The sequence below is a fragment of the Dictyoglomus sp. LHC4 genome, assembly GCF_055181355.1.
The window spans coordinates 404,518-418,352 of the sequence record NZ_CM143707.1 but is presented as its reverse complement, the minus strand read 5'-3'; the positions used below and the strand labels follow the sequence as shown (position 1 = coordinate 418,352).

13 protein-coding genes are annotated in these 13,835 nt (G+C 31.6%); 8 read left to right on the top strand and 5 right to left on the bottom strand.

What is annotated here, in order from left to right; genetic code table 11:
• The first annotated feature begins 9 nt into the window (after positions 1-9).
• Genes ACY3JO_RS02005 through ACY3JO_RS01985 form a run of 5 tightly spaced genes read left to right on the top strand, consistent with a single transcriptional unit; the run spans position 10 to position 6,365 of the window.
• Positions 10-1,014 (top strand): ABC transporter permease, encoded by a 1,005-nt coding sequence (locus ACY3JO_RS02005; protein ID WP_463085150.1) that lies wholly within the window; start codon positions 10-12, stop codon positions 1,012-1,014.
• 22 nt (positions 1,015-1,036) lie between these two features.
• The gene (locus tag ACY3JO_RS02000) at positions 1,037-1,921 is read left to right on the top strand and encodes an ABC transporter permease (RefSeq protein WP_463085149.1); all 885 of its coding nucleotides are present in this window, start codon (positions 1,037-1,039) and stop codon (positions 1,919-1,921) included.
• 41 nt (positions 1,922-1,962) lie between these two features.
• Complete coding sequence (locus ACY3JO_RS01995) at positions 1,963-2,925, top strand: ABC transporter ATP-binding protein (RefSeq protein WP_463085148.1); 963 nt, start codon at positions 1,963-1,965, stop codon at positions 2,923-2,925.
• Positions 2,926-2,927: 2 nt separating this feature from the next.
• Positions 2,928-3,905, top strand: coding sequence for an ABC transporter ATP-binding protein (locus ACY3JO_RS01990; RefSeq protein WP_463085147.1), 978 nt, complete (start codon positions 2,928-2,930; stop codon positions 3,903-3,905).
• Between the two features lie 21 nt (positions 3,906-3,926).
• The gene (locus ACY3JO_RS01985) at positions 3,927-6,365 is read left to right on the top strand and encodes a glycoside hydrolase family 2 TIM barrel-domain containing protein (protein ID WP_463085146.1); all 2,439 of its coding nucleotides are present in this window, start codon (positions 3,927-3,929) and stop codon (positions 6,363-6,365) included.
• On the opposite strand, the gene ACY3JO_RS01980 is transcribed toward ACY3JO_RS01985, so the two are convergent.
• From ACY3JO_RS01980 to ACY3JO_RS01965, 4 genes are all read right to left on the bottom strand, one after another.
• Positions 6,341-7,402 (bottom strand): hypothetical protein, encoded by a 1,062-nt coding sequence (locus ACY3JO_RS01980; RefSeq protein WP_463085145.1) that lies wholly within the window; start codon positions 7,400-7,402, stop codon positions 6,341-6,343. The two genes, ACY3JO_RS01985 and ACY3JO_RS01980, sit on opposite strands and share 25 nt — an antisense overlap.
• Positions 7,403-7,448: 46 nt before the next feature.
• Complete coding sequence (locus tag ACY3JO_RS01975; protein ID WP_463085144.1) at positions 7,449-9,386, bottom strand: fibronectin type III domain-containing protein; 1,938 nt, start codon at positions 9,384-9,386, stop codon at positions 7,449-7,451.
• Positions 9,387-9,537: 151 nt separating this feature from the next.
• Entirely contained in the window at positions 9,538-10,020 is a 483-nt protein-coding gene (locus ACY3JO_RS01970) for an MFS transporter (protein ID WP_463085143.1), read from the bottom strand.
• Positions 9,944-10,882 carry an MFS transporter gene (locus ACY3JO_RS01965; protein ID WP_463085142.1) on the bottom strand — a complete coding sequence of 313 codons (939 nt, stop codon included), beginning with the start codon at positions 10,880-10,882 and terminating at the stop codon, positions 9,944-9,946. The genes ACY3JO_RS01970 and ACY3JO_RS01965 overlap by 77 nt, the downstream gene beginning before the upstream one ends.
• A 217-nt stretch (positions 10,883-11,099) precedes the next feature.
• Here ACY3JO_RS01965 and ACY3JO_RS01960 point away from each other — a divergent pair, with 217 nt between their 5' ends.
• A complete protein-coding gene (locus tag ACY3JO_RS01960) occupies positions 11,100-11,861 on the top strand; it encodes a metallophosphoesterase family protein (RefSeq protein ID WP_463085141.1) in 762 nt (253 codons plus the stop codon).
• Here ACY3JO_RS01960 and ACY3JO_RS01955 read toward each other — a convergent pair.
• Positions 11,845-12,840: a LacI family DNA-binding transcriptional regulator gene (locus ACY3JO_RS01955; protein WP_463085140.1), complete on the bottom strand. Its 996-nt coding sequence runs from the start codon at positions 12,838-12,840 to the stop codon at positions 11,845-11,847. The genes ACY3JO_RS01960 and ACY3JO_RS01955 overlap by 17 nt on opposite strands.
• A 213-nt stretch (positions 12,841-13,053) precedes the next feature.
• Between ACY3JO_RS01955 and ACY3JO_RS01950 the strand changes: the two genes are divergently transcribed.
• Together ACY3JO_RS01950 and ACY3JO_RS01945 are read left to right on the top strand one after the other, a co-directional pair.
• Positions 13,054-13,224 carry a hypothetical protein gene (locus ACY3JO_RS01950; RefSeq protein ID WP_463085139.1) on the top strand — a complete coding sequence of 57 codons (171 nt, stop codon included), beginning with the start codon at positions 13,054-13,056 and terminating at the stop codon, positions 13,222-13,224.
• A 53-nt stretch (positions 13,225-13,277) separates the two neighbouring features.
• Positions 13,278-13,835, top strand: coding sequence for a carbohydrate ABC transporter permease (locus tag ACY3JO_RS01945; protein WP_463085138.1), 558 nt, complete (start codon positions 13,278-13,280; stop codon positions 13,833-13,835).

The window sequence follows — 13,835 nt, the reverse complement described above, 5'->3', positions numbered from 1 at the left end:
AAGGGAGAAATGTCTTTTATAAAAAGATATTTAATACCAAGATTAATCCAATATGTAATAGTAACTTTTCTTGGTTTAACTGCAATATTCATTTTCCCACGTCTCCTTCCTGTAGATCCAGTTAAGCAACAGCTTACTCAATATCAAACCTTTGGAGTATATGTTTCTCCTGAAAAACAAGAAGAAATAATCAAAATCCTTAAACAATTGTATGGTCTGGAAGGAACCCTTGGGGACCAATATATAATGTTTTGGAAAAGATTTTTTAGTGGAAACTTTGGCCCTTCTCTTTCTCGCTTCCCAACACCTGTAAATCAACTCCTTGCTATGGCTCTTCCATGGACCTTAGGACTTCTTTCTGTAACAACCATTTTGAGTTGGATAATAGCAGTTATTGCAGGAGGCATTGTGGGATATTTTAGAAAAAAGTGGATGGAAGCTATTGATATATTAATCATGATTATAAGGCCTATACCTTATTATATAACTGCTCTTATATTTCTTATTTTATTTTCCTATATATTTCCCATATTTCCCTTAGGGGGAGGTATAGGTGTAGGAAGAACTTTATCTTTTGACTTGCAAACCATTTTAAACATAATAAAACATGCCACTCTACCAGCCTTAACTCTTCTTGTGGTGGGAATAGCTTGGCAATTTCAAAGCATGAAATTAATTGTTCAAAGCATACAGACAGAAGATCACGTAATATATGCAAAAACAGCAGGAGTAGATGAGAAAAATATAGTTTTTAGCCATATCATAAAGAATGCCATGTTACCTATGATAACCCAATTAGGATTACAATTTGGAGGAATATTTAGTGGAGCATTAATCACAGAGATGGTCTTTACCTATCCAGGAATTGGGCAGATTTTATATGATGCCATAATGAGAGCTGATTATAACTTAATTATGGGAATTATGTGTATATCTGTGGTAGCAGTTACCACATCAGTTTTATTTTTAGATCTTATTTATCCTTTCTTCGATCCAAGAGTACGTTATAGATAATAAACTTAATTCTCACTGGAGGATGAAAAAAGTGAATACTTTTAAAAGTTTAATTTATGATCTATTTAAAGACTATAGATTTGTTATCGCCTTCATTATTTTTTGTATATTCACTCTTTCAGTTATCCTTTCCTTTTTCTCACCTTATAATCCACAAAGAATGTATCAAGTACCTTCCGGCCTTCCACCATCTTTTAAGTATCCTTTAGGTACTAATTGGCTAGGACAAGATGTATTTTGGCAACTTACCTTTGCCATAAAAAATTCTCTTATAATTGCATTAGTTACTGCCTTTTTTTCAAGAATAATTGCAGTAATTGTAGGAATCTTAGCAGGATACAAGGGTGGTACAACTGACAGAGTTATAACTACTATAGGAGACACAACCATGGTACTTCCCTTCTTAATAATTCTTATTGCAATATCTATGATTCTTAAAGACTGGACAAATAATTTCTTTAATTTAGGAATACTATTAGCTTTCTTCTCATGGGCTTGGGATGCAAGAGTAATTAAATCACAAGTTTTAAGTTTAAGAGAAAGAGAATTTATAAAAGTAGCTGTGCTCTCAGGTATGCCCACCATAAGAATTATTAGAAAACAGCTTTTACCCCATGTACTACCAATAGTCTTCACCACATTCATAAACAATATGTCTTGGGCTATTGGTATGGAGATCACTCTTGCATATCTTGGCCTTGGTATAGATCCTACAGTACCTACCATAGGTACCATGCTTCAAACCGCCATATATAGACAAGCTCTATTTATGGGGCTTTGGTGGTGGCTTCTTACTCCTATAGTTACTGCTATTCTGCTTTTTGTTGCATTATACTGGATATCTGTAAGTTTAAGTGAATATTTAGATCCAAGGGCTCGCTTTCAAAGAATTGGCTTTGGAAAATAAAAAATATTTATATTCACGCCATTTATGGAGGAAGATTAAAAATGGAAAAAGTATTAGAGGTTAAAAATCTAACAAAGGTATATTCAATAGGAAGTATATTTTCAAAAGTTAAGATAACTGCAGTTGATAATGTATCCTTTTATATAAATAAAGCTGAAATATTTACCCTTGCAGGAGAAAGTGGTTGCGGAAAAACTACTACCGCTAAAATAATTTTAGGATTTGAAGAACCAACTTCTGGAGATATCATTATAGAAGAGAAATCTATTCAAAAAAATAAATCTCAAGATTTTAGAAAAAAGGTCCAAGCAGTATTCCAGAACCCCTTTGAAAGCTTTAACCCTCTCCTCACTATAGACGATATTTTCTTAGAGACAGTATATAACTACAAAATGGCTGAAAACAAAGCTCAAGCAGAAGAAATAATCAATGAGAAATTAAAAGCAGTAAGACTATCTTTTGATGAAATAAACGGTAGATATCCTACCGAACTTTCTGGAGGACAACTTCAGAGAGCATCTATTGCAAGATCTCTTTTAACCAATCCATCTATATTAATAGCAGATGAGCCAGTTTCAATGGTAGATGCATCCTTAAGAATGTCAATAGTAAATCTTTTCTCAAAATTAAGGAAAGAAACAGGACTAAGTGTTTTATACATAACTCATGATCTTGCCACTGCTTATTATGTTAGTGAGCGAATTGCAATAATGTTTCGTGGTAATATTGTAGAAATGGGACCTGTAGAAAAAGTTCTTATATATCCCAGACATCCTTACACTCAACTTCTTATAGAATCCATACCTGAGGCCGATCCTGAGAAAAAATGGAAAAGAAAGATTAGTATTGCAGATACAGAATATACAGAGTATCTTAAAACAGGTTGTAAATTTGCAGGCAGATGCCCAAACGTGATGGAGATTTGTAGAAAAGAGGAACCAAAAGAAGTAATGGTGGAAAATGTAATGGTTAAATGCCACCTATATAATGGGAGGAGAGCATAAAAATGAGCGAAGTATTAAAAACTGAAAATTTAAAAGCCTTTTATATACTGGAATATTGGGGAGAAAAAAGAGTAATTAAAGCAGTTAGTAATGTTAACCTAAGTATAAAACAAAATGAAATATATGGTATTGCAGGAGAAAGCGGTTGTGGAAAATCTACCCTTTTAAAAGCATTACTTGCCAACTTAGATCCTCCCCTCCAACTTATAGATGGAAAATTATTCTATAAAACAAATTGTGATTTTATTGATGTTTTTTCTCTCTCCAAAAAAGAGATTAAAAACTTAAGATGGTCTTTCATCTCTTATATACCTCAAGGGTCCATGCATGTATTAAACCCTGTAAAAAAGGTAAAAGATTCCTTTTTAGAAATTTTAGAAAGTCATATAAAAGCAAAAGATATAAAAGAATACTTTGATCTAATGAGAGAACATTTAAAAGATTTGGGACTATCTCCTGAAATATTAGAAGCCTATCCCCATCAACTTTCAGGAGGAATGCGTCAAAGAGTTGTAATTGCTCTTGCAACTCTTTTGCATCCTCAAGTTATATTAGCAGATGAGCCAACTACTGCCTTAGACGTTGTGGCCCAAAGAGCTGTCATTCAGCTACTCAAAGATATCCAAGAAACATTTAAAAATACAATTATTATAGTAACCCATGATATGGGTATACATGCCCAATTAACAACAAGAATGTCTATTATGTACGCAGGAAAAATAATTGAGGAGTCACCAACTCAAGAAATATTTAAGAATCCCATCCACCCATATACAAAATATCTTATACAATCTCTCCCTAAAATAGGAGAAAAAGAACAAAGAGAAGGGATATCAGGAAGTCCTCCATCACTAATATCCCCACCCCTAGGTTGTGCTTTTCACCCTAGATGTCCAGAAGCAAAACCAGAATGTGCTGAAGAAGAACCAAAACTTATAGAAGTTTCTCCTCAACATAAAGTTGCCTGTTTTCCCAATTAGCTTTACAAAGGAGGTATTAATATGCAAAAGATAAATATAGATAGGTCATGGGAATACTTAGAAAGTTCTCTTAACTATATTGGTTCCATTATGAGAGAAAAAAACTGGATTCCGATAGATTTACCCCATGACATAGCTATTGAAAAGGAAAGAAGAAAGGAAAATCCATCTGGACCTGATGAAGGATTTACCGCTGGATGTAGCCTTTTTTATAAAAAAGAGTTAGATTTTGGGGAAGAATACAAAGATAAAAATTTAATCTTGGAATTTGAAGGAATAATGGGAATTTCCGAGGTTTTTATAAATGGTTTTTTAGTAAAGAAACACTTTTATGGATATACTAGCTTCCTTGTAGATATAACTAAATATGTAAAAATTGGAGAGAAAAATACCCTTATTGTTCATGTAGAAAATAATCATAAACCGAGTTCTCGTTGGTATGCAGGAACAGGCATTTATAGACATGTTTGGCTACATGTAGGAGATAAAGTCTATATAAAACCATGGGAATTTCATGTAACATATGACATATTAAATAGTGAAAGAGCTATTATATATCCCAAAGTTATATTAAAAAACACTGATGACAAAGTCCAAAATGGAAAATTAATCTTTGAAATTATATCCCAAGAGAATAAGCTATTGAAAACTAAAGAATTAGATTTTCAAATAAATCCAAAAGAAGAAAAAGAATTTAGAACAGATATAGAATTTTCTAATTTCATCTTTTGGGATATAGAAAATCCTTATCTTTATAAAATTAGGGCGAGAGTAATGAAAGAAAAAAAGGAAATTGAAATATCTGAGACTGAATTTGGTATTAGAAGTATAAGCATATCTCCTGAGGAAGGGCTTAAGCTTAATGGTAGAACTATAAAATTAAAGGGTGGATGTATACATCATGACCATGGGATATTAGGAAGCAAAAGCTATGATAGAGCTGAAGAAAGAAAGGTGGAAATTCTTAAAAATAATGGATTTAATGCTGTAAGACTTGCTCACAACCCCTATGCTCCTTACTTCTTATCCGCCTGTGATAGATTAGGATTATTAGTAATTGACGAATTCTTTGATGTTTGGACATGCGGTAAAAAATCCTATGACTATCACATATATTTTGAAAAATACTGGGAAGAAGAGGTAGAAAGTACTATAAAAAGAGATTTTAATCATCCCTCCATCATAATGTGGTCTATAGGTAATGAAGTTACTTGGGGATCTGGTATAGATTGGGAAAGAGAAGAAGGATACTCAAGTATATATGAATGGAGTGATAAATTAGCTAAAAAAGTAAAAGAGCTTGATTCTACGAGATTTGTTACTTCTGCCTTTTGCGGTCTTGCCTTTGAAAGTATAAATGTAGAAGATATAGAGGAAGACAATATTGTCCTTTTAGGTATATGGAAAGGCAATGAAGAAACAAAAGAAAGATGGGGAGAAATAACCAAGAGATTCTTTAAACACTTAGATGTGGCGGGATATAACTATAAGATTGATAGGTATGCATACGATAGGATTAAATATAAAGATCGTATAATATGTGGTACCGAGACCTTCCCTTATACCATGTATGAAAATTGGATAGAAACATTGGAAAATCCAAATGTTATTGGAGATTTTGTGTGGACTGCCATTGACTATCTGGGAGAGGCAGGAATCGGAAGAGTATCTGTAGACAGAGAAGAAGCTAACAATTTCTTGGGAAAATATCCCTGGTTTTTAGCAAATTGTGGAGATATTGACATATGTGGTGAAAAAAGGCCTCAATCTTATTACAGAGATATTGTATGGGGAAATAGAAAAGATCCTATAATTTTTGCGCTTTCTCCAGAGCTTTATGGGAAGAAACTATATATGAGAGCATGGTCATGGGAACCTGTAGAAAGAAGCTATAACTTCAAAGGATATGAAGGAAAACCTATAAGAATATACATTTATGCGGATGCTGATGAGGTAGAACTCTTTTTAAATGGAAACTCTCTTGGAAGAAAAATCTCGGGAGAAAAAGTAAAATTCAAGACTATTTATGATATTACTTACGAACCTGGGATATTAGAAGTTGTAGCTTATAAAGATGGAAGAGAAGTTGGTAGAGACCGATTAGAAACCACCTCTAATCCTTCAAAGTTAATACTTATTCCTGATAGAAAAGAACTAATCTCTTATGGAGATCTATGCTATATAAAAATTATAGCGGTAGATGAAAAGGGATTAGAGGTGCCTGATGCTGGTAATAAAATAACAGTAGAGGTAAAGGGAAATGGAAAATTAATAGCTCTTGGAAATTCGGATCCATTTTTCAATGGATCCTTTGTAAGTCCTTTTGGATATCTATATAAAGGTAAAGCACTAGCTGTAATTAAAAGTATAGAAGAGGAAGGAGAGATCTATATAAAGGTATCAGGAGATACCCTGGAAAGCTCAGAGGAGACAATTTACATTAAAAAGGAAAGACCATAAACCATATTAAGGAACTGATAATTATCTATATAAAATATAAAATAGGAACCTGAAGGAGAAAGGTTATCTATTATTTTAAACCTTTCAGAGGTGATTTGGGTTAACTTTTCAATATTTGATGAAAACAAACCGAAATAGTATCTTATAAAAAGGGATTTATAGTCTTCTTTGAAAGATAGTTCTATAACGAATTCATCCATTTCCCCTTTATGAGCTATACCTATATTTAATCTTAAAGGAAGAAGTTGAATATAGTCTTTATAACCCTCATAACCACTTATTAAAGGTTTAAAAGCTATATATCCATTTTCATCCACATACTCCCTATCAGTAGATGCCTTAGCATCAGTATAGGGAATGTGGAACCAAAAAATTCTTCCCCATAAATCTTCAATATTTATAAAAAAGGAAAGGTTTTTAAAGGGACTAAAAATCATATCAAAATCAAAGGAATAACCTATACCTTTACCCTTTGTATTGTCTATACGATGATAAAATAAATTTTTGTTATACATATAATCCAATAAAAGATCAAAGCTATATGATATCTCATCTATTCTAGAAAAATTACCTTTCAAAACACCATTTTGATAATCAAAGCCTATATATAATTTAGGACTAAAATTCAGAGTCAAAAAATTTCCAAGATCTACCCTTCTTTTCATATAAATACCACCTACAGAATAACCTTTAATCTCTCCATAAATATCATAATCACCTAATGAGAGATCATTATTAATCAATCCCTTTATAAAATTCAACGTGGAATTATTAATATAACCGTAATATTCACTATAGAATAAGGCTCCTATTTCAAATCCCTTAAAAGAAATTTTCATTTGATTCCTATACAACATGAACATATGATTCTTTAGATTTGTGTTTATATCTCCATTTAAAATATCATCCCAAGAAAGACTAAGAAAATTACTTAAAGATATACTATTAAAAGAAAAGAATGCATCACTTGAAAAGGAAAAACCATAACAAGTCTTAATAACAAAAAGGAACATTAAAGGGATTAATTTTAATTTCATAGAACTAAAAGGGGAGAGGATACCCTCTCCCCTAAAAATTTTTTATTTAAAATATGGATTCTATATATCCGTCAATATACTTAACCATAGGAACACCATTTAAAAGGTAAAGATCAGCAAGGTTCATACCAGCATTGTTTTTTATAGTACCCGTAAATACACGATCTCCGCTTTGATTTCCATTTACTATAAATTTAACAATTAAGTCATCCTGATTGTTAAGGGTAACATCTAATATCTTTGTAGCTTCATTATAAGCAGAAATTTGATTTTGAGGCGTCTTAAGCCATACCTTTGAACCACCAGTATTTGTCCTTTCATATCCTGCAGTTATAACATAAACCTGATATGTATCATGTCTTATTCCCAGATTTGCATCAATCTTTGGTCTTTTAGGAGCTTCTATATGACCTGTGAAATTAGCATTCCACTTTGGGAAATTATTAGGTCCATAATCATTATAGGGATTATATTCTTCAGGATTCAGATATTCACCTGTAATAGTACCTGTAAAGTAAGCACCAGTTGGTTGCTCATTTTTAATCTCTCTAAAGGTTCCTGTAAAGGAGATATTCTTGGGAGGATTTTGTGTATTACCATTCTGATAGGTTACAAATACAAATTCAGCATCAAGATTTCCTTCTGCTTGGGCTGTTGTGGTTGTAATTTGTCCAGAAATATCTATTTTCTTCAAATAAGATAACCATACACCTCGATTTTGATTATACCATTCTCCAAACTCTGCATAAAGTTTTCTTCCATCACGACTAATATCAACAGTAACATAAGGAGAAGTTATCATACCTGTAATTTCTATTTTGGCAGGATAACCAGAATTAGGAAGCCGTTGAGCTATATAGTTTCCATTTATGCTCATATTACCATCCTTAGTTCCCATAGTAACATTTAATAAATTTCCGCTTATTGGGAAATTATTAGCATCAAAATTAACTGTAAGATTACCATCATCAATTAGATAATTACCTTTATATCCTTGAAAAGTTACTTGAATCGTAGAAGAGTTTTCCCATTGAATGAATTCAGCAGTAATATAGAGGGTATAATCTAAATCGGTATAAGTAAAAGTATATGTACCTTGAGGGGATACCTGAGACATGCAAGATAAAACAAATCCTAACCTATCTATTGTTTCACTAAGATCTGGAACAATCTTTTCATATATTTCCTCAGATAATCTATTAAATGGTGTATCAACTATTCCAGGAACACCTATGCCCTTATAATCATGTATTGTAAGTATGGTATTTCTTAAATCAGCAACTAATGCCTTTGCCTTTGCCACATCTCCACTTTGGGTTGTAGTAAATTTCCATATAGGTCCTTCTGTCTGAGCTCCTTTACTGTCCTTTGCAATTACTTTCCAATAATAGGTGGTATTATAATTTAAATTTTTAACCTGACAGCTTTTTGTAGGGTGGTTTTTTACCAATATTCCTAAATTATTCTGATTTACTCCAAAGTAAATATCAAAATATAAAGGATCTCCATCTGGATCTGAGCACTCCCAACTTAGAATAACCTCTGTAGGAATATTTTGTGTATTATCTTGTGGATTTGGATTAGCAGGAACATCTGGTGGATTATTTGTTTGTCCCTCTGCTTGAGTAGTAAATCTCCATACTGGTCCTTCCTTCACACCACCCTTTCCATCCTTTGCTACCACCTTCCAATAATAGGTAGTATTGAACCCTAAATCTATTATTTGATAACTCGTAGAGTTATGATCTGCTTTAATACGAGTTAGACTATTAGCATTTGTTCCAAAGTAAATATCAAATACTAAAGTATCCCCATCTGGATCTGTACATTGCCAACTCAATACTGGATCAAGAACTACAGAAGTTGCACCATCTGGAGGATATGGATTTGATGGAGTATTGGGAGGATTATTAGTAGGTTTTGGAGTACAACCTCCCATAAATAAAGCTAAAAGAAGGAGAATTAAAACTTTCCTAATATTCACAGAAACCCCCTCCTTCTATTTTTATTTGTAATATTTTAGCACATTAATAAAATTAAAAAAGTGATTTAAATCACTTTTTTAAAAATTTCCCATTATAAAATGAAAAATTGACTACCTATCTCATCAATATAGCCACTATTTAATCTTAAGCTCATTCTTTGTTTCTCTGAAAAGATGCCCATATCCCTAAAGCACAAAGTAAAGTAAAAATGTATAAAAGTATTCTAAAGGCATACATGAAATCACGAGAAAATTCCAAACCTGACATATCCTTCAACAAAATAGAAAAAATAGAATTAACAAGTGCCATGCTAAAGGTCTGCCCTAAAACTCTCATGGTTGCTAAAGTAGAAGAAGCTACACCATATAGACTTCTATCCACACTCCCCATAATAGCATTGGTATTAGGCGAGGAAAAAAGTGCAAAACCAAAACCTAAGAAAAATCCGGATAGAGGGATAAGAAAAATTGGAGTATTAAGAGAAAGAAAAGATAAGAAAAATATAACTATAGAGATTATCAACATACCCAAAGAAGCTATTATACCTGGATCTTTCCTATCTGACAATCTTCCTGCCCATGGAGAAAATATAACCTGCGAAATCGGCTGAAAGGATAGTAAAAAACCTTGCAATATGAGGAGCAATATATTTTACACTTTGGAGATATATACTCAAAAGAAAAGAAAGGGCAGATGTAGCACCATAGTTTATCAAAGCTGATAAATTTGAAAATATAAATCTTCTATTTCTAAAAAGATTTATAGGAAATATAGGATTAGAGATCTTCTTTTCTACGAAATAAAATAAAAATAATAGATAAGTTCCAAATAAGATACCAATGATTCCCAATTCATTCTTCAGATTTGAAAGTCCTAATAAAATAAAAGTAACAAAAAAGGCATAAAGAAAAGATCCTAAAAGATCAAATTTCCCACTACTTTGCCCTTCCAATTCTTCCTCTACAAAAAGACTCATTATAAAAGAAATCATCCCTAATATTAAAGTAAATATAAAAATACTTCTCCATGAAAAGTACTGAGTAAGAAAACCGCCTAAAGATGGTCCCAAAGACAAACCTAAATACACAGATGTAACATAATATCCTAAATTTTTACCTCTTTCAGATGATGATGAAATAGATGACACTAAGGCTGGGGTTGTGGCAAAAAGAATAGATCCTCCAAACCCCTGAATAATCCTTGAAAATGCGAGAATATCATAATTAAAAGATAATATACTTATTAAGGCTCCAATAGAAAATACCAATAATCCTATAGAAAATAATTTCTTTCTTCCGTAAATATCAGCAATCTTACCAAAAGGAAGAAGAAAAAAGGCATTTGAAAGAAGATATAAAGTAGACAACCAACTTAAGGAAACAGTATAAAGATAAAATTCCTTGCCAATAGCAGGTAAAGCCACATTAATAGATGAGGCAGAAAAGGAAGTAATAAAAGAGCCAAGAAGTACAGCTATAAAAAGTTTATCTCTCATATCTTACCTCAAGAAATAAGTAATTAATACTTTCATTCCTTTTTCTCTAATTTTTTAAATAGTTTTTTAAAATTTTAACACAACCTCAAGAGTTCGAAAAGTTATAAATTTCAATTCCTTTTTATAAATCTTAAATTTTAACCACCCTTTTTGTATAATAGTAACAAGATTATCTCAATTTGGACTTTTAGTCTATTTATCTAAGAGGTGAAATCTGATGAAAAAAATACTTAAGATAATATTCTTCATATTTTTTATATTTTGGGAAATATCTTCTATCTCTTATTCCTTTACTTTTGTAGTTATTGGTGATAGAGCAGGTAGGCCAGTAAAGGGAATATTTGAGAAAAATCTTTCTGAAATTATAAAAAGAAAACCAGATTTTATTATCCAATTAGGGGATATATTAGATAATAGTAGTGAAGAAGAATATAATTTTTTAAGAAATCTTATAAAAGATGTCAAAAATCCCATTTATTTTGTCCCTGGAAATCATGATCTAAAGGGTGATCCAAAAGGTGAAAAGTTTCAAGCCTTTACAGGAAGACCTCTTTATTATTATTTTGATTACGAAAACTCAAGATTTATAATTCTTAATAATTCTTCAGGAAAAATAGGAAAAGAACAAATGAATTGGCTTGTTAACATACTAAAAAATACAGATAAAAAATATAAATTTGTTTTCATGCATCAGCCCATTATATCTCCCAGCTTTTTCTTCTTATTTCATAAGGCGGATCCTCTTGAATCTAAGGAACTTATGAGAATTTTTGAAGAATATAAAGTAAATTATGTCTTTTCAGGACATATTCATATGTACTATAGAAAGGTAATAAATGGGGTAACCTATGTAATTTCTGGAATTGGAGGGGCTCGCCCTTACGTATCAGCAGAAATTGATGAAGGGAAACCCCATTTTATCTTGTTAGAGGTTATAGATAAAGGAATAAAAGAAGAATTAATCAGACTTTCCTGGTAGATTCCCTTAAGATAAGCTCAACATCTAAGGTAATATTGCTATACTTTAACCTTCCCTTTATTATATTTATTAACATATGAGCAGAAAAAGAACCAAGTTCATACATTGGTCTTCTTACGGTTGTAAGCTTAGGCTGAACATATTGAGCTAAGTTTATATCATCAAATCCCACAATAGATATATGTTCAGGAATTTTAAAACCCTCTTCTTGCAAAGCTTTCATTGCTCCAATTGCCATTTCATCATTAGATGAAAAAAATGCAGTGGGCATTTCTCTTCTTTTCCTTGAAACAAACTCTTTCATGGCTTTATAACCTGATTCCTCGGTAAAATTACCTTGAATAATTAAATCTTCATTTATTTTTAATCCAAATTTTTCCATCGCTTTCACAAATCCTTTGTATCTCTCTTTATTATCATAAGAATCGGGAGGACCACTAATAAAACCAATCTTCTTATGATTTAATTCAATAAGATGTTTTACTGCTTCAAAAGCACCCTTCTCGTTATCTATAAGAACACTACATACATTAACCTCTTCTAATTTCCTATCTAAAAGGACCAAGGGTATGTTTTCTTCTACAAGTTCTTTAATATCATCATTTGAGACCACAGGAGTCATTATTATGGCACCATTAAATATTTTTTCTTTTAAAAAAACTAAGGAAGATGGTCTTCCATGACTAGACTCACAAAAAATGACCAAATTATACCCCAAAATATGAGCAACATCTTGGATTCCCTGGACCAATTTATCATAAAAGGGACCATTAATCTCATGAACTATAAGGGCTATCAAATCAGTTCTTAGCTTTTTTAAATTTTGTGCAAACTTATTAGGGATATAATTTAACTCTTTTGCAGCTTTTAAAACCTTCTCCCTCGTTTTTTCACTTACCTTATTACTATTATTCAATGCATAAGAAGCAGTAGAGATAGAAACACCTGCAAGCTTTGCCACATCTTTTATAGTGACCAAATAAAATCCCTCCTTTTAAAGAAACGTTTTTTATAATTTTATACAATTTTTTTTCAAATCTTCAAGGATTTTTATAAAGAATAAATTAAAAATACTAAGATTTTAAAGTTAAATTCCCCAAAATTTCCCCTTGACAGGAGAAAAATTTAAAATAAAATTAAAGTAGAAACGTTTCATATTTTATTTCAAAAAAGTTATATATGAGAGGATAAAATGAAAGAGAAAATTTTCGAGAATAAATATGGTTATTTCACTGAAAATGGGAAGGAGTATGTCATAAAAACCCCACAAACTCCTAAGCCTTGGATAAATGTAATAAGTAATGGGGATTATGGTTTAGTAATATCTAACACAGGTTCTGGATATAGTTTTAACCTCTCTTAAACACTTTAATTATTGTTATCATAGCACCACCTCTTTCTATTCTTCTTAATTCAATGGCGAGATATGCCTTTTCTAAATTTAGATTTAGAGGAAGAGATACTTTAATACTTCTTATTTTAGCTACAATGATGATTTCGGGTCAAATGACATTTATCCCTGCATATTTAATAGTAAGAATTCTTAACATGTTAAATACATATCAAGGGATTATAATTCCAGGTCTTGTTGGAGCAGGAAGTATATTTTTCTGGAGACAATTTATAAAAGGAATACCTGATGATTTAATAGAGTCTGCTAAAATAGATGGAGCAAACGAAATTTTTATCTATTTTAAAATAATTTTACCTCTTTCTACACCATTTCTTATAACTTCTTTTGTTTTTGCATTTATTGAAGCATGGAACTCTTTTCTTTGGCCTCTCATTGTAGCAACTGATGAAAGCATGTACACATTACCTGTTGCAGTATCAGTTATTGCAGGACAGTATGGAGAAAACATTGGAACAATTCTTGCAGGATCAACTATTGTTGTCTTTCCTATACTTATTGTCTTCTTAATTGCTCAAAGATATGTAATAAGAGGAATTGCTATGACAGGTTTAAAATTTTAG

Excerpts from the sequence above, each read along its gene's own strand:
- ACY3JO_RS02005 (WP_463085150.1), top strand. The coding sequence starts at position 10 with ATGTCTTTTATAAAAAGATATTTAATACCAAGATTAATCCAATATGTA.
- ACY3JO_RS02000 (WP_463085149.1), top strand. The coding sequence starts at position 1,037 with ATGAAAAAAGTGAATACTTTTAAAAGTTTAATTTATGATCTATTTAAA.
- ACY3JO_RS01995 (WP_463085148.1), top strand. The coding sequence starts at position 1,963 with ATGGAAAAAGTATTAGAGGTTAAAAATCTAACAAAGGTATATTCAATA.
- ACY3JO_RS01990 (WP_463085147.1), top strand. The coding sequence starts at position 2,928 with ATGAGCGAAGTATTAAAAACTGAAAATTTAAAAGCCTTTTATATACTG.
- ACY3JO_RS01985 (WP_463085146.1), top strand. The coding sequence starts at position 3,927 with ATGCAAAAGATAAATATAGATAGGTCATGGGAATACTTAGAAAGTTCT.
- ACY3JO_RS01980 (WP_463085145.1), bottom strand. The coding sequence starts at position 7,402 with ATGAAATTAAAATTAATCCCTTTAATGTTCCTTTTTGTTATTAAGACT.
- ACY3JO_RS01965 (WP_463085142.1), bottom strand. The coding sequence starts at position 10,882 with ATGAGAGATAAACTTTTTATAGCTGTACTTCTTGGCTCTTTTATTACT.
- ACY3JO_RS01960 (WP_463085141.1), top strand. The coding sequence starts at position 11,100 with ATGAAAAAAATACTTAAGATAATATTCTTCATATTTTTTATATTTTGG.
- ACY3JO_RS01950 (WP_463085139.1), top strand. The coding sequence starts at position 13,054 with ATGAAAGAGAAAATTTTCGAGAATAAATATGGTTATTTCACTGAAAAT.
- ACY3JO_RS01945 (WP_463085138.1), top strand. The coding sequence starts at position 13,278 with ATGGCGAGATATGCCTTTTCTAAATTTAGATTTAGAGGAAGAGATACT.